The sequence below is a fragment of the Pseudobdellovibrionaceae bacterium genome, from assembly GCA_019637875.1.
Lineage (GTDB): Bacteria > Bdellovibrionota > Bdellovibrionia > Bdellovibrionales > Bdellovibrionaceae > JAHBUW01.
Genome location: JAHBUW010000007.1, coordinates 25153 through 43744 on the forward strand (window position 1 = coordinate 25153; position 18592 = coordinate 43744).

At 58.7% G+C, this 18592-nt stretch carries 16 protein-coding genes; 9 read left to right on the plus strand and 7 right to left on the minus strand.

Features of this window, described 5'->3' with window-relative positions:
* Positions 1 to 91: 91 nt before the first annotated feature.
* Positions 92 to 2839 carry a ribonuclease R gene (rnr, locus tag KF767_09985; protein ID MBX3018207.1) on the minus strand — a complete coding sequence of 916 codons (2748 nt, stop codon included), beginning with the start codon at positions 2837 to 2839 and terminating at the stop codon, positions 92 to 94.
* Positions 2840 to 3191: 352 nt separating this feature from the next.
* Between rnr and KF767_09990 the strand changes: the two genes are divergently transcribed.
* The 4 genes from KF767_09990 to KF767_10005 all read left to right on the plus strand — a co-directional run bounded on the left by KF767_09990 (position 3192) and on the right by KF767_10005 (position 7151).
* Positions 3192 to 3380 (plus strand): hypothetical protein, encoded by a 189-nt coding sequence (locus KF767_09990; GenBank protein MBX3018208.1) that lies wholly within the window; start codon positions 3192 to 3194, stop codon positions 3378 to 3380.
* Positions 3381 to 3690: 310 nt separating this feature from the next.
* On the plus strand, positions 3691 to 4668 hold the full coding sequence (locus KF767_09995) for a hypothetical protein (protein MBX3018209.1): 978 nt from the start codon (positions 3691 to 3693) through the stop codon (positions 4666 to 4668).
* A gap of 78 nt (positions 4669 to 4746) precedes the next feature.
* Positions 4747 to 5784 carry a hypothetical protein gene (locus KF767_10000; GenBank protein MBX3018210.1) on the plus strand — a complete coding sequence of 346 codons (1038 nt, stop codon included), beginning with the start codon at positions 4747 to 4749 and terminating at the stop codon, positions 5782 to 5784.
* 332 nt (positions 5785 to 6116) lie between these two features.
* Positions 6117 to 7151 carry a collagen-like protein gene (locus KF767_10005; GenBank protein ID MBX3018211.1) on the plus strand — a complete coding sequence of 345 codons (1035 nt, stop codon included), beginning with the start codon at positions 6117 to 6119 and terminating at the stop codon, positions 7149 to 7151.
* Between the two features lies 1 nt (position 7152).
* On the opposite strand, the gene KF767_10010 is transcribed toward KF767_10005, so the two are convergent.
* From KF767_10010 to KF767_10035, 6 genes are read right to left on the minus strand one after another with little or no spacing between them, the layout of a single operon-like run.
* Positions 7153 to 7449, minus strand: coding sequence for a hypothetical protein (locus KF767_10010; protein MBX3018212.1), 297 nt, complete (start codon positions 7447 to 7449; stop codon positions 7153 to 7155).
* Positions 7446 to 8573, minus strand: a complete 1128-nt coding sequence (locus KF767_10015) for a hypothetical protein (GenBank protein MBX3018213.1) — start codon at positions 8571 to 8573, stop codon at positions 7446 to 7448. Before KF767_10015 ends, KF767_10010 begins: the two co-directional genes overlap by 4 nt.
* Entirely contained in the window at positions 8566 to 9414 is an 849-nt protein-coding gene (locus KF767_10020; protein MBX3018214.1) for an ABC transporter permease, read from the minus strand. Before KF767_10020 ends, KF767_10015 begins: the two co-directional genes overlap by 8 nt.
* The gene (locus KF767_10025) at positions 9411 to 10484 is read right to left on the minus strand and encodes an ABC transporter permease (protein MBX3018215.1); all 1074 of its coding nucleotides are present in this window, start codon (positions 10482 to 10484) and stop codon (positions 9411 to 9413) included. The genes KF767_10020 and KF767_10025 overlap by 4 nt, the downstream gene beginning before the upstream one ends.
* Entirely contained in the window at positions 10481 to 12007 is a 1527-nt protein-coding gene (locus KF767_10030) for an ATP-binding cassette domain-containing protein (protein MBX3018216.1), read from the minus strand. Before KF767_10030 ends, KF767_10025 begins: the two co-directional genes overlap by 4 nt.
* Complete coding sequence (locus tag KF767_10035) at positions 12007 to 13002, minus strand: BMP family ABC transporter substrate-binding protein (GenBank protein MBX3018217.1); 996 nt, start codon at positions 13000 to 13002, stop codon at positions 12007 to 12009. The genes KF767_10030 and KF767_10035 overlap by 1 nt, the downstream gene beginning before the upstream one ends.
* Positions 13003 to 13273: 271 nt before the next feature.
* Between KF767_10035 and KF767_10040 the strand changes: the two genes are divergently transcribed.
* From KF767_10040 to KF767_10060, 5 genes are all read left to right on the plus strand, one after another.
* Positions 13274 to 13888: a Crp/Fnr family transcriptional regulator gene (locus tag KF767_10040; protein MBX3018218.1), complete on the plus strand. Its 615-nt coding sequence runs from the start codon at positions 13274 to 13276 to the stop codon at positions 13886 to 13888.
* A gap of 34 nt (positions 13889 to 13922) precedes the next feature.
* A complete protein-coding gene (locus tag KF767_10045; protein MBX3018219.1) occupies positions 13923 to 14711 on the plus strand; it encodes a dienelactone hydrolase family protein in 789 nt (262 codons plus the stop codon).
* Between the two features lie 323 nt (positions 14712 to 15034).
* Entirely contained in the window at positions 15035 to 16777 is a 1743-nt protein-coding gene (locus KF767_10050; protein MBX3018220.1) for a right-handed parallel beta-helix repeat-containing protein, read from the plus strand.
* Between the two features lie 65 nt (positions 16778 to 16842).
* Positions 16843 to 17574, plus strand: coding sequence for a tRNA (N6-threonylcarbamoyladenosine(37)-N6)-methyltransferase TrmO (tsaA, locus tag KF767_10055; protein ID MBX3018221.1), 732 nt, complete (start codon positions 16843 to 16845; stop codon positions 17572 to 17574).
* Positions 17575 to 17643: 69 nt separating this feature from the next.
* Positions 17644 to 18582: an isopenicillin N synthase family oxygenase gene (locus KF767_10060; protein ID MBX3018222.1), complete on the plus strand. Its 939-nt coding sequence runs from the start codon at positions 17644 to 17646 to the stop codon at positions 18580 to 18582.
* Positions 18583 to 18592: the final 10 nt, after the last annotated feature.

Consider the following 18592-nt stretch of genomic DNA (forward strand, 5'->3'; position numbering starts at 1 on the left):
AAGCCGTGCTTCGCGAAGACGCTGACGATCGTCCGCATCCGACCGGCGTTGCGCAGAGTCCGACGAATTTGCAAGCCCCGGCTGACCAGGCTCATCGACGACCCCGGCGTCCACCGTCACGACCGCGCGCTTTTTTCGAAGACTTCTTGCCGGACCCGCTTTTCCCTTTCGGTCCGCCGCCGCGGTCATTTCCACCGCGTCCTCCGTCGTCATCGCGTTTTTGGAACTTCGGTCGTGATTCGATGCGTGCGTCGTCATCGATTCGGCGGCCACGGGAGTCGCGGTCCCCGCCGGCTCCCAAGCGCTTCACCGATTCGGGGTTCCGGAGCGCCTCGGTCGGGGTCAGGCCCCGTTTAGCGAGGGCTTCACGCAATTTCGCTTCGGGATCGAAGCGACCTCCTGAGCTGGGCGTCGTGCTGGACGACTCGCTCGGCTTTTGCCGATTGCCCGCGGTCGAGGTGGTGATCGGACGTGGCGTTTCGCGAACGGGGGGCGCGACCGCTATAGAGCGACGGCCTTCGGGCGCGGCCCGGGCCGTGGGCGCAGGGCCGTTCCGGCCCGCGCGTTTTTGTTGGCGCTTGTCGTTGAGGCTTCCCGGTTTCGGTAAACGGGTTTCGCGCGCGACGGTTTCCGTACGTGCCGCGGCTTTGGCGGCGCGGCTGCGCCCCTTACCCGCTTTGGGTGGCGGTGCCGACTTCTTGCCTTTGCCGCCTTTTTTCACGTGAATGCGAACGTTCTCTTCGGGATCGTCGGCCAAAAAGTCGCCGTCGACGGGAAGTTGATCCAGATCGAGTTCGTCGATTTGGAATCTCTCCATGCGACCTTTGGGACGATCTTTCGAGCGCTGGGGCTTTGCTTCGGCTTTCGCGCCGGATCCGCGGACCAATTCGAAATCGACTTGGCCCAAATCCACGTCGGCCTCCGCGACCCGTACGCGGACCATCTGACCGATCTCGAAGGCTTCGCCCGAGCGCGAAGCCACCAGTCGCAGCTGATCGGGATCGAATTCGTAGGTGTCGCGGGCGCTTTTGCCCAGCTTCTCCAGGCTGACTAAGCCGTCCACTTCGAACTGGCGAAGCAGTACGAAGACGCCGAACTTCGTCACGGAAGAGATCATCCCGTCGAACTCTTGGCCGATGAACTTCTGCATGAAACGGGCGCGTTTGATGGCTTGAACTTGGCGTTCCGCTTTCACGGACCGTTGCTCGGCCGCGGACAGCATCGTGCCCGCCGTCGCGAGGTCATCTTCGCTCATGAGGCGATACTCGCCATTTTTCATGACCAACGCTTTAACGAGACGGTGCACGATCAAATCGGGATAGCGGCGAATGGGTGAAGTGAAGTGCGTGTAGAACTCGAAGCCCAATCCGAAGTGACCAACGTTATTCGGACTGTACTTGGCTTGCGACATCGAACGCAGCGCCAGGATGTTCAGGATCTGCGCTTCCGGTTTACCCGAGAACTCCTCCAGAGCCTTGGTCAGGCGTTTTTGCAGCTTTCCTTGCGAGAGGTTCACGCTGCCGCCGAAGTTGTGCAGGAATTTGTCGAGTTTCGCGATCGCCTCTTCATTTGGCGGTTCGTGAATGCGGTAGATCCCGGGCACTTCTTTTTGCGAAAGGAACTTACCGACGGCGACGTTCGCCGCGAGCATCATCTCTTCGATCAGGCGGTGCGCGAAGAGTCGCTCCGACTTCAGAATGTCGATCGGCTCTCCGCCGGCGTCGATGACAAGTTGGACTTCGGGAATTTCCAGATCCAGCGAGCCCTCACGGAAGCGTTTCGCCATCAAGAGCTTGGCGAGTTGTCCCGCGCGCTCGATTTCGCCGACGACGTGATCGAGTTTCGAAATTTTCTCTCCGTCGAGGATTTGTTGAGCCTCGCCGTAGGTGACGCGCGCGGCGCTGCTCATGATGGCTTCGTAGAAGTCCGTGCGCTGGACTTCACCCTGGAAGTCCATGTGGATTTCCGAAACCAAGCACAGGCGATCTACGTGCGGGTTCAAAGAGCACAGTCCGTTTGAGAGCGCTTCGGGCAGCATGGGCACGACGAAGTTCGGGAAGTAAACGCTCGTGCCGCGATGGTAGGCCTCTTCGTCGATCGCGGTGTCGGGACGGACGTAATGGCTAACGTCCGCGATCGCGACGTAAAGAACGAAACCGTCGTCGTTCTGTTCGACGTAAATCGCGTCATCGAAGTCTTTCGCCGTCGCGCCGTCGATTGTGATGAGCTTAAGCTTGCGCAGGTCGCGGCGACCTTTCTTGTCGGCCTCCGGCACTTCTTCGGGAATTTCGGCGGCTTCGCGTTCGACTTCGTCGGGCCAAACGGAAGGAATGCCTTGGGTCAGGATGACACGTTTGATGTCGTTCATCGGATCCATGGAGTCCCCGATGACTTCCGAGACTTTGCCGGTGAAGCGGCCCTGGTCGGGATACTTGGTGATTTCCACCGCCACCAGCTCGCCGTCTTTCGCGCCTTTGTCTTCGCCGGGCGGGATGATCAGATCGTGTCCCCAGCCTTTAGCGTCGTCGCGCAGAAGTCCGCCTTTATCCAAGTGGTGGTAAGTGCCGACGACGGTTTTCAATCCGCGGTCGAGGATTTTTATGATTTCGCCGCGGTAACGATCGCCACCGCGTTCGCGTTCGACGGAAACCATCACGCGATCGTTCGTCATGATTCCGTCCATCGATTGACGAGGAATATAGACATCGGGAAGTTCGGGGTCTTCCGGAATAAAGAAGCCAAAGCCGTCGGGGTGACGTTTGATTCGTCCCGTTTGGGTCTTCGTCGATTTCTCGTTGTTGCCGGACCGGTTGTTGGAACGTGGAGTTTTGAATTTCATGTGTTGTGAGCCTAAATGTGGTTATGAGTCTTGGCAAAGGGCGAACGCCTTTGCGAATAGAGAGAGAATCGGAAAAGTGTGCTGTCGGGGTTCAGAAGAGAGTTCGCGATCAATTCGGAGATCAAACAGAGGGCCGATATTTGCGGATGGAATTCGGGCCTGATCTCAAAGAATCAAAATTCGGAGTTGCGTTCAAGTTAAGATCCCGGCGGACGCCGTGCTTCTGGTCCGAAATCGCGTCCGGGGGTCCTGCGTCATCAGAATTTTTTAGGGGCAGGACTCTAATTTCAGGACCTAAGTCGAGGTGAGGCGCAGCGGCAACAGCTCACTTTGCCTCTCAGCGCTAACAGTTATGAAATCGCGCTTCGTCAATTCGCGTGAAACGCAACTCCCGCGCGGTTTTCAAGGCGATCAAAAATTCGTTTTTGAAAAGCAAGATGCAAGCGAATTGACCAATCCTTGGTGGGGAAGCTTGCCGAAACTTCGGGCCAGTGAGCACAGAAAAGCACACAAAAACAGCGTCATTTCGCGCTTCGTTTGATCTCACGCAAACAAATCCTGATTGCTTCCATATTTTTTCATCCTTAGGATTCGAAGGTGAAAGCACGTCTTCCAACAAGCGCAACGACGGAGGGGAACTTCGCCTGAGCGCACGGAAAGAGGACATCTGCCGCGCGAACCGCAAGGGAAGAACGGCAGGCCGCTGAAGGATTAGGTTCAAAGGTTTGAACAAAAATGATCAAGCCGTTAACGTCTTAGTTAACGCAACGAAAGGATCGACAATGACAAAGGCGCTTGTATTGGCAGCAGTGACAATGATGTCTACTTCTGCATTCGCATCTAAGGCTCGTATGGCTGCACTGGGCGAATCAGTGACTATCGCGGACGACGTTCAAGAAGTTTTCCGTAACCCCGCTGAAATGTTCGGTTTCGGTGACCTGCTCACGATCGAGTACGGTGGACAAGCTGAAGGCGGCTTCTTCCGTTCTTCGGGCGACACTAAGTATGGTATCTACTTCGGTAACCGTTCGGCTTCGTTCAACGCAGGTATCGACGCGTTCAACAACACGACTCCCGCTCCCGCGGTGACTCTGCTCAACGAACAAAACCCCTTCGAAGTGTTCTACGGTTCGAAAATGGGTGATTCGGCTTGGGCACTGTCGTTCAAATACTCGAACGCAGCTGACAAAGCGACTCCGAACCGCAAAGTGAACACGATGGGTCTGCGCGCAGGTTACAACACTGACGCATTCGAAGTGTACGCAGCTCTCGGTTTGGCTGGTAAGTCGGAAATCGACGGCGTGGTCACTGCTCAATCGGACCTGTCGGTTCGTATCGGTGGTGAGTACTTCATCGGTGACAGCATCGCTTTCGTCGACATTCAGCAAAACTCGGGCAAAGTCACTCCCAACGGTGGCGCCGATGCTAAAGCTTCGACTATGAACTGGACAATCGGTTACGAGTCGAAAGTTCGTTCGGAAACAGCTCACTTCTTCTACGGTGCGAAACTCGCGTCGACAGAAGCGAAGCAAGATCCGGCAAAACAAACTTCGATGAAACTCCCCCTGTACGCAGGTGTGGAAGCAGACGCAGCTTCTTGGTTGGCAGTCCGCGGTTTCATCCAACAATCGGTTCTCCTGAACTCGTCGAAGAACGACAACGGTACAACTTCGGTTGATACTGAAGGTCTGAACGACACTGCAACTGGCCTGGGCGCGAGCCTGAAGTTCGGAAAAGTCTGGATCGATGGTACCCTGTCGGCTAACGGCACTGGTAACCTGAACACAGACAACTTGTTGGCAACAACAAGCCTGAACTACTGGTTCTAATTGAACCAAGGTTCTTGAGAGCAATCTCGAATCGACCCCGGGTGATGAACCCGGGGTTTTTCTTTTTGTGGAGGACTCATGCGGCTTGGAATCCTACTTTTGAGTTTGAGTCTGCTCGCTCTCCCTTTGGCGGAGGCCTCGAAAGCGCGGATGTCGGTCATCGGTCCCGCCGTCTCTCTCCCGGATGATTTCCAGGAACTCTTTCAGAATCCCGTGAAGGCCTTCTCCGTCGACGATCAGCTGAGCCTCGAGTTTGGCCCTCAAGGCGAGGGCGGATGGCTGATGAGCCTGTCTAAGGCCTCGAAACTTTCCGTTTACGTCGGTCATCGCACCGAACTTTTTGATGACCTCGTCGCCGAAGCGGCAAACGGACTCCTTCCCGAGCAGAACCCCTTCGAAATCACGTATGCTTCTAAAAATGAGGTCAGTGCTTGGGCCTTGTCACTGTGGCTCTCGAAAGCCCGCAATAAGACCACCTCCGCATCGGTCGAAGCGCAGGGCCTGCGCGCGGGTCTACGTTTCAATGAGTTCGAGATCTATGCACACGCCGGTTTTCGCAGTCCTTCGAAGATCGATGGTCTTCTGACCGCGCAGCTGGACTCGCAGTACCGCTTGGGCGGTGAATACGGAGTCGAAGACATGACTTACTATGTAGACGCGCAAAGCACGCGCGGCCGTATCGCTCCCGACGGCGGCAACGATGCCCGTCGCGGCTGGGACGAAATCACGCTCGGGTTTGAACATCTCGAAGAAGATGCCGAGGCTTACGCCTTCTGGGGCGCGCGCCTAGTGAACACGCGCATCGCACGCGATCCGGCGAACGCGGTCACGCTGAATCTCCCTTTCTATTTCGGAGTCGAATCCAAAAGCTTCGAAGGCGTGCAGTGGCGCGCCTACCTTGAGCAATCCATCATCCTCAATCAACGCAAAGATGATCCGGGTACGGGCTTCCCGGCGACCGCCGACAACGAAGGCCTCAACGACACCAAAGCGGCCCTCGGCGCCAGCTACCAAGGTGGCCCGATCCGCATCGACGGCGCCCTCACCGCTGCCACCACCGGCACCCTCACGACCGACACTCTCCTGACCGAACTCAGCCTCAACTACCTCTTCTAGAAGGTAGCTTCTACTTTCCAGAAAGTACCTGCTACTTTCCGAAAGGTACCACGTACCGCGTGCGGTACCATCTACCCTGCGAAGCAGGGTAGATGGTACCTTTCCGGCGGTGTCCGGGGCGCGGACGGTTGCGGGGCCGGGGACGGATGTCCGGGATAGGGTGGAATTGACGGGCTTTTGGTGGTGTTTGGGCTTTGCAGAAGGGCGGATCCGGCGACCGGAGGTGCCCTATGATGAATTCGAAAACGACACTCGCTCTTCTTTTTGTTCCTTTGTTTCTTGGAGCTTGCGGAGTCGAAATCCGCGATAAAAACCAAGGAGACCAGCCCCCCATGTCGGCGAATGTCCGCCAAGAGGGGTGGATCACGATGTCCGGAAACATGTTCACCATCGAGGAAGGCCTCGAACCCAAAAGCTACCGCGTGAAATTGCGTATCCCTGATGAGGTTCGTTTCGTTGAGCGCACCGATCGCCGCACGCTGGTGAAGAAACGTTTCTGGATCGACAGCCGCGAGATCACCGACGGCGAAGTCGTCAGCGGTGAGTCCTACGAGTACGCTTTCTTCCGCACACCCACCGAAAATCTCGCGTCGACGACCGTACACGTGCCGATGGACATCGTCGTCGAAAGCACGATCGCTCACGACAAAATCGAAATGACGAAACCGATTCGCCGCCTTTACCTGGGGCCGAACGCGGTCATCCAAACGGGAAGCGCGAATTTCGAAATGCGCGCCGAGCGTCTGCTCGCCGAACCGGGAGCGCGCATCGAAACTTTCGCGAAAGGCGCGAGCGGCAGTCAATCCGGTGGACAAGTCAGACTGTTCATCTGGAAAGGCATCGGCGACCTGCGTATCGAGTTGCGCGGACAGCATGGCCTCAACGGAGCGGCGGGTCCCGCGCACGGCGGTCGGGCGGCTGACGGCGCGGCGGCAGGCACGCAGCGGGCGAATCACTGCAAACACATGGCGGGCGGTGGTCCGGGTGCGAACGGCGCTATCGGAAATGCCGGCGGGGCCGGAGGTCACGGCGGTTCGACGGGCTCATTCGAAATCGAAGCGACGGACAACTCTGAATTCAAGGTCCAAGCGGTCTTTGAGCCGGGCCAAGGCGGCGCGGGCGGCGAGGGTGGCCCCGGTCAACCTGGCGGTCACGGAGGTGCGGGTGAAAGTCGTACGGTGATCTGGCGTGAACGCGGCATGGGGCCCGACTTTCACGGCATCCCGATGGTTCACCGCGACGAGTGTCCGCGAGGCCCGAACGGTCCCGCGGGGCACGCCGGTCCTCCCGGCGCGCGCGGTCAAGATGGAGTCCCGGGTGGCACGGGATTCTTCTGCCTTAAAGTGCGGGGCGTTTGCGTCGAGTAGTTTACTTGCGCGGACGAGGCGGAGGCGAACGGGGAGTCGGTGTCGGGGAAGGGGTCGGCGTGGGCGTCGGAGTCGCCTCGCCCACCTTCGGGAAGTCCGCGAAGTTCGGCGGATATCCCAGACACTCCCAGCGCTCGAACGAAGTCGTGCGCCGAGTGGCGGCTTTGTCGCAAGTTTCCCGATCGTAGAAGAAACACTCGTAGTGCGTCGGCGAGTTCGCCGTGCACCACGGGCTGGTTCCCAGAAGATGGGCCTCGGCGCGAGGCCCGCTCAGCAAAAGGCCGAGAAGAAAAATCACTCGGCTTTCTTTTCCAACTTCAAATCGAAATAGTCGGGCGGAATGAAGTCCGGCTCGTGCGGATAACGGTAAGCTTTGTAAGAGGCGAGATCGGGTTTGCCCGAGCGCTCGTAAACGCGGCTCCAGAGCTGAGCCAAAAGCGCGGCGGAGCGGCCCATGTGCTTCACCTGAAGCTTCCGGAACTCCTTCGCCATCTTGGGTGTGATCTCGCGTTCGGCGGCGGTGCGGATCTCCATGCCTTTGTCGTTCTGTACGCTCGAAGGCTTCTTCACCTTGTCGACTTTCAGCAGGGCGGGAAGATCGCCGGCCGAAAGCGTACTCAACGCGCGCATCTTTTCCACGGGGTTTTCCAGAAGCAGGAATGCGATCTCTTTATTCTTGGCGGGGTCACGTTTCGTTTTCGGGAGCGTTTCGGCCTGTTTGAGCAGGCGACGGGCTTCTTGGATCACTTCCAAAGTCAGGCGCTCGTCTTGGTGGTTCACGGCAACGTCTTCGTAGAAGGAGTGGATGCCGCCGTGACCCGCTTTGTAGCCGTCATAGTCGGCGGTGGAGTGCAGGGGTTGGCTGGCGTCGCCGACGAAGTGACCCATGATCGCGACGTTCACCATCCACTCATAGATCGACTGGTTGAAGGCGAGTTTGTCGTCTTGTTCTTCTCCGCGGTTCGTGGGTTTTTTGGCTTTTTCCGCGATGCCGGCGAAGTCCAAGCCGCGGCGGACGAACTGATCCACGCGCCACCACACCGAACCGAGTTCGCGGTGAAGCGACATGATCTTCGTCCCTTCTTTATACTGGTTGTCTTTCCCTTCGAATTCGATTTGCAGTTTGCGGTAGTCGATGCCGATGTCCGAAGGAAGAAGGCCGATGACCTCGGGATCGATGAAGTGCGTGGGGCCGTTGATCGCGGTGATCTCGGGGCCTTTCGAACGCCATGAGGTATCGGGGATGTTGCAGAGGCTTGCGAACATCGGCACGCGCGCCCGCAGGAAGAGCGAGAGATTTTCATCCGCCACCGAGAAGATCGCGGCTTCGCATACGACCTGGTGACCGCGCATTCCCCAAGCATTGGCCTTGACGTTGAATCCGACGACTAACGCGAAAATCAGCAAAAGCGACTTACCCATGACGACCCATCCCTTTCGGCGTTGAATGGCGTTGATAAAAACCCGCAAGCGCCACGATTGTCACGACGTACGGCAGGATCTGGATGAATTGGACCGGCACGTCGACGGCGCCCTGCAAGCGGATTTGGGCGGCGTCGATCAAGGCAAAGAACAGGCAGGCGAGCAAAGTCGGTACCGGTCGCCACGCGCCGAAGATCACGGCGGCCAGCGCCATGAAGCCGCGTCCCGCCGACATCATCGGCGAGTAGCTGGCCGAAATCAGAAGCGTCAGGCTTGCGCCTCCCAAGCCGGTGAGGAGTCCGCAGGCCGCGAGCGCTCCCAGGCGGATACGTACGTCAGAGAGGCCTTCGCTGACGAGAACCTCGGGGGCTTCACCGGCGAAACGCAGACGCAGACCCCAAATGCTGCGGTAATAGAGATAGAGGACCAATCCGATCAACACGGCGGCGAGCGCATAGAATTCCAAGCCCATCATCTTTTCGGGGGCGAGTGGCGGCGGTGAGCCCGTCGTATCGAAAAGAATTTTGGTGATGAAAGGCGCGAGCCCGAAAACGAAAAGGTTCAAGGCCGTGCCCACGATGATCTGGTCGGAACGAAAACGCAAAACGAACAGAGCCTGAATCAAGGCCAACGCGACGCCCGCGCCCATGGCCGCCGAGAGGGCCAGCCACGTGGAACCTGTCAGCAGCGCCGTGACCGAAGCGGTCAGCGCGCCGAGCAACATCATTCCTTCGAGTCCCAGCTGCGCGACGCCCGCGCGTTCGGACAAAAGGCCGCCGATCGCCGCCAGCATGAGCGGCAGCGCCAAACGCGAGACCGAAAGAAAGAATTCCGCGATCAAGTTTTCGATGCGGCCTCCGTTCTATTGAAGACGCTCTTCAGGCGTCCCAGCGGCAAAAGTTCGCAGCCGATGACGGACAAGATGATGATGGCCTGAATCACTTTCGCGAAGTCGCGATTGATGAGCTCGGTTTCCATGTCCAAATCCGCGGCGCCCTTATGCAAAAGCCCGAACAGAAGCGCGGAGGGAATGACCGCGAGCGGTTGGTTGCGCGCGAGCAGCGCGACCGCGATCCCCATGAAGCCGTACTCGGGTGAAAATCCGTAGCGGAGTTTGCCCGACGATCCCAAGATGTCGTTCATCGCGACCAAACCCGCGATGCCGCCGGCGACCGCCATGGCGACCACGATCCAGCGTTTAACGGGAAGGCCTTGGTGCTCGCTGACCCGCGCGTTCCAACCCATCGCCCGCCATTCGAAGCCTATACGTGTTTTCGCGAAGAACCACTGAAAGAAGAAACAAAGCGCGAGCGCGACGAGGAACGAGATGTTGAGCGGGCTCGACGGCAACCATCTTTGGATCGGGTCCCAAGCCATCGACGAGTAAAAGGCGGGGAGGAGATCTGTTTCCGGATTTTGCGAAGATGAGCTTTGGAATTTCTCGACGACGAAGAAACTCAGCAGCCCCACCGCGATGAAGTTCAGCATGATCGTGACGACGACCTCATGCGAGCCGCGATAGGCGCGCAGCCAACCCGCGAGGCCGCCCCAAAGCGCGCCGCCGCAGAAGGCGGCCATGACGGCGACGGGGTACGCGATGGCCGAGGGGAAATCGCCCGTCGTGAAAACCGTGAGCCCCAAAAGCGAAGTCGCGAGCGCGCCCATGTTGAGCTGCCCTTCGCCACCGATATTGAAAAGGCCCACGCGAAAGCTGATCGCGACCGCGAGACCGGTGAACATGAGCGACGTCGCGTAGAACAAGGAAAGGGCGATGTCTTCGGGCGAGGCGGTGCCGCTCGTCCAGAGGATACGCAAAATCGTCGCGGGGCTTTCGCCGGCGACGGCCGCGACGGACAGACTCAGCGCCAATCCCAAAACCAATCCTGTGGCCGATTTCAGAAGCGCGTTCATTGTAACCCCGCCATCGCCCGGCCGACGACTTCGGCCGAGAATTTTTCGCGCGGAAGCTCCAAGCGCAGTTCGCCGCGGTAAAGAACGAAAATGCGGTCGCAAAGCGAGAAGAGCTCGTCGACGTCGGCCGAAACGAGCATGGTCACCGCGCCGTTCAGGCGCGCTTCGCGGAGTTTGTCGTGAATCCGCCGCGCGGCCAAGATGTCGATGCCGCGGGTGGGGTGGCAGGCGCAGATGAATTTCGGGCGCGCACGGAATTCCCGCGCGGCGACGACCTTTTGTTGGTTGCCACCCGAAAATCCCGAAAATATCTTTTCCGTTTCGCGGGGGCGGACGTCGAAGGTCTCTAGGTCGTGTTCGAGTTCGACGCGCGCCTCGGTCCAACGCATGAGTCCGCGTTGGCTGTGGTCGGCTTCACGTCCGAGGACGTAATTCTCCAGCGCGCTGAATTCGCGGATCGCGGCTTGATTCAAACGGTCGGCGGGAATCCAGGCCAGGCCCCGCGCTTTCAGCTCGGGAAGTCCCATGACGGTCAGGTCCGCTTCGTCCCAAGTGACCTCACCATCGATGAGGAATTCACGGGGATGGACGAGCATCTCGGTCAGCTCGTCTTGGCCATTGCCGTCGACGCCGGCGAAGCCGACGATTTCGCCGGGCCGAAGCTGCAAATCCCATTGGCCGAGCCGTCGGTGCGGATTTTCGCGATGCCGACCGCCGCGGACACGGATGCGTACGCCCGCGTTTTCGCCCAAACGAACCGCCGCCTCGTCACGAAGGGGCGGCAGCTTTTCGCCGATCATCTTTTCGGCCAGACTGTGTTCGGTTTCCGTGCCGATCGCGCCGGTCCAGACGAGCTTTCCGCGCCGAAGCACCGTGATGGTGTCGGCGATGCTCAAGACCTCTTTGAGTTTGTGGGTGATCAGGATAATGGTTTTGCCTTCGGCCTTCAGCAGCTTCAAACGTTCGAGGAACGGGGCGACTTCTTGGGGTGCGAGGACCGCCGTCGGTTCATCCAGAATCAGAAGCTCGCTCGGATGGGCGAGCGCTTTCAGAATTTCCAGACGCTGCTGCTCGCCGACGGACATTTCGCGAACGGGTTTATCCCACGGCACCGGGAGTCCGTAGTGGGCCGCCAGTCGTTCGGCGCGTTCGCGTAAACGGCTTCGATTCAAAGGGACGAGCGCGCGTGGTCCAGAGACACTCGCCGTGACCTCGAGTGCGAAGTGTTCGAGGCCCGTCAGATTTTCGGCCTGCATGAAGTGTTGGTGAACCATCGACAGGCCCACCGCTTTCGCTTGGAGCGGCGACGCCCACGGGCGCGGGGCGCCTTTCCAGAAGATGCGTCCGGTGTCGGCAGTGTCGAGGCCGAACAGGATTTTCATGAGCGTCGATTTGCCGGCGCCGTTTTCGCCGATCAGCGCGTGGATGCCGCCCTTCTCGATGCGCCACGAGATATCGTCGTTCGCGGTCGTTACTCCGCAAACCTTGGTTACGTTCTCGATGGAGAGCAGCGGTGTGGACATCACTTCTTGGTTTGGTAGTAGTCGGGAACTTTGATTTTACCGGCCAAGATATCGGCACGGAGCTGCTCGAGTTTCGCTTTGGCTTCGGGAGTGATCAACTTTTCGTTGTGTTCGTCGACGGCGTAATCGATGCCTTTGTCTTTCAGGCCGAAGCGCGCGACACCGGCTTGGAACTTGCCTTCTTTGACGTCGCGGATGGTATCGAAAACGGCGACGTCCACACGTTTGAGCATGCTGGTCAGCACGGTGCCCGGGCGCATCCAGTTTTGGTTCGAGTCGACCCCGATCACGAATTTTTTCTGCGTCGCCGCGGCTTCGAACGCGCCCGCGCCCGAAGCGCCAGCTGCGACGAAGGTGACGTCCACGCCGCCTGAGAACTGCGCGAGCGCGAGTTCTTTCGCCTTCGTGGGATTGTTCCAGGCGTCGCCGGTCACACCGATGTAGTTCACCGTGACCGTCGCTTTGGGATTCACTTTTTTGGCTCCCGCGGAGTAGCCCATCTCGAAGCGGCGGATCAGCGGAATGTCCATGCCGCCGATGAAGCCGAGTTTGCCGCTTTTCGAGGTCAACGCGGCCAAGGCGCCGACGAGGAACGAACCTTCATGTTCTTCGAACAAAAGCGCGCGCACGTTGGGCGCGGAGACTTCCGCGTCGACGACCGCGAATTTCTGCTCGGGAAATTGTGCCGCGACCTTTTTGACCGCGTCGGCCTGGGCGAAACCGACGCCGATGATGAGGTCGAATTTTTTGCGGGCAAAGCCGCGGTGGAAGTTTTCGAGAGCGTTGAGGTCCGAAGCTTCGACGTACTTCAGGTCGATACCGAGTTCTTTTTGCGCGCGGGTCGCGCCGACGAAGGCCGCCGTGTTGAAACTCTTGTCGTCTTTGCCGCCCTTATCGAGGACGAGTCCGACTTTGAGTTGAGCGAAGGCGACGGGCACCACCAGCACCTGGAGGAGAATCAGGCGCAGGACGAAGCGAAGCGGATTCGGCGACATGGCGGGCTCCTTTTTGACGCGGACTTTAGGAACTGGGCGAGCCCACGTCAACCGCCGAATTCCCTCCAAAATTCAGGTGTTTAGTTCCATTCCCGAGGAGCCGGGAATTGCTCAAGAATAATAACTGAATAGCATATACTTAATCAATAGATAATCATATAGTTCAGCCATGGACGCCGAGACTTCCCTTCCCCTGTCTTCTCAATTTTATAGCCCAGACCCTCGGTCTTTCAGTACGGCGGTGACGGCGGGAGCCAGTCTCGGAGTTCGGGTGTTTGCCGAAGGCGACTGGCTTTACCAGGCGGGTGAAGCGCCGACCTTCATCTTTGTCGTGAAGTCCGGTGCCGTGAAACTCACTCGGAACGTTTCGGGGCTTCGGGGGCGGATGGGCCATGCCGAATTTATCACCCGTATCGCGGGGGGCGGAGACATTCTGGGCGCCCGGGCGGTTTTGGCGGGAGAGCGTCTTCAAGAAAGCGCCCGGAGCTTGACGCGTACGGAAGTCGAAGTCTTCGAGTTGAGTGAGATCTTACGCATCATGAGCGGGCCGCCGACACTCTTGCGTACGCTTTTGCATTCACTGGGACAGCAGGTCGAAGACAATGTGGCGGAAGAAGCCCGCCGCTATCTGGCCAGTGTGCAAGAGCGGATCGCGCAGTGTCTTTTGGGCCTGGCGGATCGCTTCGGTGTCGAAGCAAGCGAGGGAATTCGTATCGGTCTTCGGCTGAGCCGCAACGAGTTGGCGCAGCTTTCGGGAACGATCAACGAATCCCTGTCGCGTCATCTGACCGAATTGAAGGACGAAGGCATTTTGGGACTTCGCGGAAAAGAGATTTTCGTCAAGAACCGCGCAGCGCTGATGGCGAAAGCGGGCATCCTGAGTTAGCGTTGCGGGTCTCAACCCCAACCAAGGATGCGACATGTACGGCAAGACTCTGGGACTTCTCGCGCTGACTCTTTTCACGAGCGCCACCGCTTTCGCTAAACTTCATACGAAAACCATCGAATACAAAGAGGGCGACACCGTTCTTGAGGGCGTCCTTTACCACGACGACAAATTCAAAGGCGCGCGTCCCGCGGTGATCGTCGTTCACGAGTGGATGGGACTCGACAACTACGCCAAATCGCGCGCCCAAGAACTTGCGGCCCAGGGCTACATCGCACTGGCCGCCGACATCTACGGTAAAGGCGTGAAGGTCACCGATCTGAAGCAAGCCGGGGAGCTCGCGGGCAAATACAAATCCGACCGCGCGCTTTTGCGTAAGCGGGCGCAGGCGGCGTTCGATACGCTGCTCGCGCAGAAGAACGTAAACAAGGACCAGATGCTGGCCATCGGCTTTTGCTTCGGCGGCACCACGGTTTTGGAACTCGCGCGCGCGGGCGCGCCCGTCGCGGGCGTCGTCAGTTTCCATGGCGGTCTGGACAGCCCGACGCCGGCGGATGCGAAAAGTATCAAAGCTAAAGTCCTCGTCCTGCACGGCGCGATCGATCCCTTCGTGAAGCCCGCCGAAATCGCGGGATTTTACAAAGAGATGGATGACGCGAAAGTCGACTACCAGTTCATTTCCTACGCGGGCGCCGTCCACAAGTTCTCGAATCCCGAGGCGGGGGATAACGTCGCGTCGGGCGCCGCCTACAATAAACTGGCGGATCAGCGCTCGCAAAAGGCGATGCGCGCGTTCTTCGACGAGATCGTACTGAAGAAGTGATGAGTAGCGTCTCGGTATGAGGCGCCCCGGGCGCCTTTTACCGAAACTTTGCTTACGGATTTTACAGGACCAGCCGATCTAATCTAACTATGATCAGAGGGAATGTCCTGAAGCTCTTACGGGTAGGGTTCGTCGCCACCTACGTTGTTTTTCTTGGAACCATATTCCAGAACTGTGCTCCGAGTATGGAGATGGCGAACCGTGAGCCGTCCATGGAGCGGTCACTCGCATGCGCTGATCCGAGCTGTAGTGACCTGATCGTGGAACCCTCTTCTCTCAATTGTGAATTTAATGGTTTTGTCGTCGAAAACGGCGTCGGGATCTTGGCGTATAAAAGTTCCGCCGCGACGACCTGCGAATTTGAAACCCGCATTTGCACCGATGGCGAGTTGTCGGGTCGTTTCGAATTTCCGGAGTGTGACCCGGTGATGGGCGCGAAGAAACTCTGTCTTTTTGACGGGAAAGTCGTGCCTCATGGAAAGTCGGTCGATGCGTACTCAACATCCAACGGTGCATGCGAAGTTCAGAAGCGTGTGTGCAGCGACGGAATCTTGAGCGGCAGTTTTCAATTCGCGAAATGTAAAAAGGAGGGGCCGCTTTCGTGCCTCTTCGGCGGAAAAACGATCCCTCACGGAGCGACAACAAAAGCCTACGCCCTCATGAATCCGGTCGGCGAGGACTGTCGATCCGAAAATCGGCTCTGCTCCAACGGAGTTCTGAGCGGAGAATTCACCCATACGAGTTGCGCCCGCGCGATGAGGTCCTGCGCGGCGGACCGTCAAACAATCGATCACGGGTCGAGCGCCGTCATGTACGCGAGCGCGTCCGTTCCTTTCGGACAAAAGTGTCAGCGGCAAACCCGAAAATGCGCGGACGGCATCCTTTCCGGAAGCTACGGATACGGCACCTGCGTCGAGCAGAAGCCCCTCGACTGCAAAATCGGCGACGAGGTCGTCGCCCACGGCAAGACCGTCAAGGCCTATCGGGTCGCGAACGTCGGCTTTGAGGGCGCATGCGAGCCGGAGACCCGCGTCTGCACTGACGGTGTCCTGTCCGGCAAGTTCAAGCACCTCGCCTGCGAGCGGGCGGCGGTACCGTCCACGATCCACCTCTATATGAAGGGAAGCGGCGCGAACGGCCACGCCGGCACCGATCCGGAGAAACCCCTTAAAAACCTGAACGGCGTTCTCCGGGCCATCACGAACACCTACGGCCAATTCAAAAAAGACATCGTGGTGAACATCCATCCCGAAACATACGTGGATGAGGACGTCCAGTGGACTTACGCTTCGCCCGATCACCGCATCACCTTCCGTCCTTGGACGGGCATGAAAGGTCGCCCGAGGTTCCTGCGCACGAGCTCGACCGCTAAATCTTTCTTTTCGGTACTGGCCGTCAATAACAAGCGTAGCAACCTGCACTTCTATCAGCTCGACATCGAGGGCTACCACGCCGGCATCAAACTGAACGGCCTCAAGGACGCCCGCGCCGCGTTCAACTCGCACAACTCGGTGAAGGAGTGCTTCTTCCTGAAGATCGGCCAGCTACACGTGGCGGGCGAAACGGAGCACGCTTACTCGGCCCTCGGAATCGCCAACTCACGGAACAACGAGATCAGCGGCAACCGCTTCTACCACATCGAAAACAAGCCGGGCGTTGAGTTGGGGAAGATCCACGCGATCTACGCTGCTTATTCCGCGCATGACAATGTCATCCGGAACAACTTCTTTGTGAACGTTAGCGGGTATCCGGTGAAATTCCGCGACGGCTCGAACAATAACCTGGTCGAGGGGAACCTCTTCTGGAAAACCAGCAACCATCCTTACGGGCTGGTGGTCTCGGACAATCTGAATTACGGCGTCGAGTGTCCCAACATCAACGTCGTGATGAGGAACAACTACTTCGGCACCAACTACTTCGATCAGGCCGGCGGCGAGCCCGGGCACATCATCCATCCCGACCGTAACTACGATCACTGCGCCCTGAAGACCCCGCGCTTGCGCGGCACCGGTAACATTCGGGTGAAGCACCTCAGCGAGCTGCAGGATCTGTGGAATAAAAAGTAAACGCCCGCCCGTGCGGTGACTTCTTGCTTGGCTATTCGGAAGACCCGATCTATCTCTCACGAGGCATGCAGCTCAAACCCGTGGGACATCTCAAAACCTGCTACCCCGACAAGTTCGGGGTGCCCCGTCAGCCCGGCCTCGTCGAGGCCGCGTGGGGTGAGTTGATCTTCGAGCGGGAGTGGCAGCCCGAGCTCGCGCTCGAAGGCATCGAAGAGTTCAGTCACCTCTGGCTCATCTTCGGCTTCCATAAGAACACGAATCAAGTTTACCGTCCGAAGGTGCATCCGCCGCGCCTGAAAGGCGGTTCCATCGGCGTGTTCGCGACCCGCAGTCCGCACCGCCCGAACGATCTGGGACTTTCGCTCGTGAAGCTCGAAAGGCGCGAGGGCGCGCGGCTTTGGGTCTCGGGGCCGGACCTGGTCGACGGGACGCCGATTTACGACGTGAAACCCTATCTTCCCATGGTGGAGTCGAAGCCCGATGCGCGCGCCGGCTGGGCGGCCCGCGCCGACGCGGTCCGGGCCGAAGTCGAATGGACTCCCGAAGCCCTGGTGGGGCTGGAAGCATGGATGCGCCGCCGCCCAACGGCGGGGGAAAGGCTGAAGACCTTGATCGAAGAGAGCGTCGCTTTGGACCCGCGCCCCGTGGTTTACCGCGGGTTCGAGGGCGAAAAAGACGCGAAATATCGGCAGCTTCACGCGATCCGTATCGAAGGCGGGGACGTCCATTTCGAGTTCCCCGAGCCGAAACGCGCGCGCATCGTGAAGGTCGTCCCTCAATATACCAAGACTGAATAATGTATTTTCATTGATCCCCGAGGCCCGCCCTTGCTAAGCGGTGAGGCAACCAAACACTGGGGGGATGAGATGCGCCAGGTACCCGTACTGAGTCTGAAGGCCTTCACGGACGGAGCGGACAACGAACGCCGCCGTTTCATCGAACAACTCTATTCCGGCATCAAAGATTACGGCTTCATCATCCTGAAAGATCACGACGTTTCGTCGAGCTTGCTTCGCCAAGGCTACGATATTCTGGAGCGTTTCTACGCGCAGCCGACCGAAATCAAAAAGAAGTACGCGGGCGTCCACGGTGGACAGCGCGGCTACACTCCGTTCGGCACCGAACACGCGAAAAATGCGGCGGTCATGGACTTGAAAGAGTTCTGGCACGTCGGTCGTGAAGTTCCCGAAGGTCACAATTTGGCGAAGTACTATCCGAACAACGTTTGGCCCTCGGAGATTCCCGAGTTCCGTCCGACCTTCGAGCAGCTTTACTTCAAGCTCGAAGAAGCGGGCAAAGCGCTCCTGCAAGCGCTGACCTTGCCGCTCGACGTGCCCCAACACTACTTCGACAACATGGTGTCGGAGGGGAACTCGATCCTGCGTCTGCTGCACTATCCGCCGATCCCCGCGGGCACCGATCCGCGCTGCCTGCGCGCGGCTCCGCATGAAGACATCAATCTGATCACGATCTTGCCCGCCGCGACCGCGACGGGACTGCAACTGAAAGATCGCGATGGCACTTGGCTGGACGTTGACGCCGAGCCCGACACGCTGATCGTCGATGCGGGCGACATGCTCGCGCGGATCACGAATGAAGTCATTCCTTCGACCACGCACCAAGTGATCAACTCGCCGGAAGCCGGTCAGAAGAGCCGCTATTCGATGCCCTTCTTCATGCACCCGAATCCCGAGGCGATTTTGAGCTGCATCCCGAGCTGCCGGGGCGCGGGCGCGAAGTATCCCGATATCTCGTCGCATGATTTCCTCATGCAACGTCTGCGCGAAATCGGGCTTTTGAAGTAGTCACCACTGC

Excerpts from the sequence above, each read along its gene's own strand:
- KF767_10025 (MBX3018215.1), bottom strand. The coding sequence starts at position 10,484 with ATGAACGCGCTTCTGAAATCGGCCACAGGATTGGTTTTGGGATTGGCG.
- KF767_10030 (MBX3018216.1), bottom strand. The coding sequence starts at position 12,007 with ATGTCCACACCGCTGCTCTCCATCGAGAACGTAACCAAGGTTTGCGGA.
- KF767_10060 (MBX3018222.1), top strand. The coding sequence starts at position 17,644 with ATGCGCCAGGTACCCGTACTGAGTCTGAAGGCCTTCACGGACGGAGCG.
- KF767_10045 (MBX3018219.1), top strand. The coding sequence starts at position 13,923 with ATGTACGGCAAGACTCTGGGACTTCTCGCGCTGACTCTTTTCACGAGC.
- KF767_09990 (MBX3018208.1), top strand. The coding sequence starts at position 3,192 with ATGAAATCGCGCTTCGTCAATTCGCGTGAAACGCAACTCCCGCGCGGT.
- KF767_09995 (MBX3018209.1), top strand. The coding sequence starts at position 3,691 with ATGGCTGCACTGGGCGAATCAGTGACTATCGCGGACGACGTTCAAGAA.
- tsaA (MBX3018221.1), top strand. The coding sequence starts at position 16,843 with ATGCAGCTCAAACCCGTGGGACATCTCAAAACCTGCTACCCCGACAAG.
- KF767_10005 (MBX3018211.1), top strand. The coding sequence starts at position 6,117 with ATGTCGGCGAATGTCCGCCAAGAGGGGTGGATCACGATGTCCGGAAAC.
- KF767_10015 (MBX3018213.1), bottom strand. The coding sequence starts at position 8,573 with ATGGGTAAGTCGCTTTTGCTGATTTTCGCGTTAGTCGTCGGATTCAAC.
- rnr (MBX3018207.1), bottom strand. The coding sequence starts at position 2,839 with ATGAAATTCAAAACTCCACGTTCCAACAACCGGTCCGGCAACAACGAG.
- KF767_10035 (MBX3018217.1), bottom strand. The coding sequence starts at position 13,002 with ATGTCGCCGAATCCGCTTCGCTTCGTCCTGCGCCTGATTCTCCTCCAG.
- KF767_10000 (MBX3018210.1), top strand. The coding sequence starts at position 4,747 with ATGCGGCTTGGAATCCTACTTTTGAGTTTGAGTCTGCTCGCTCTCCCT.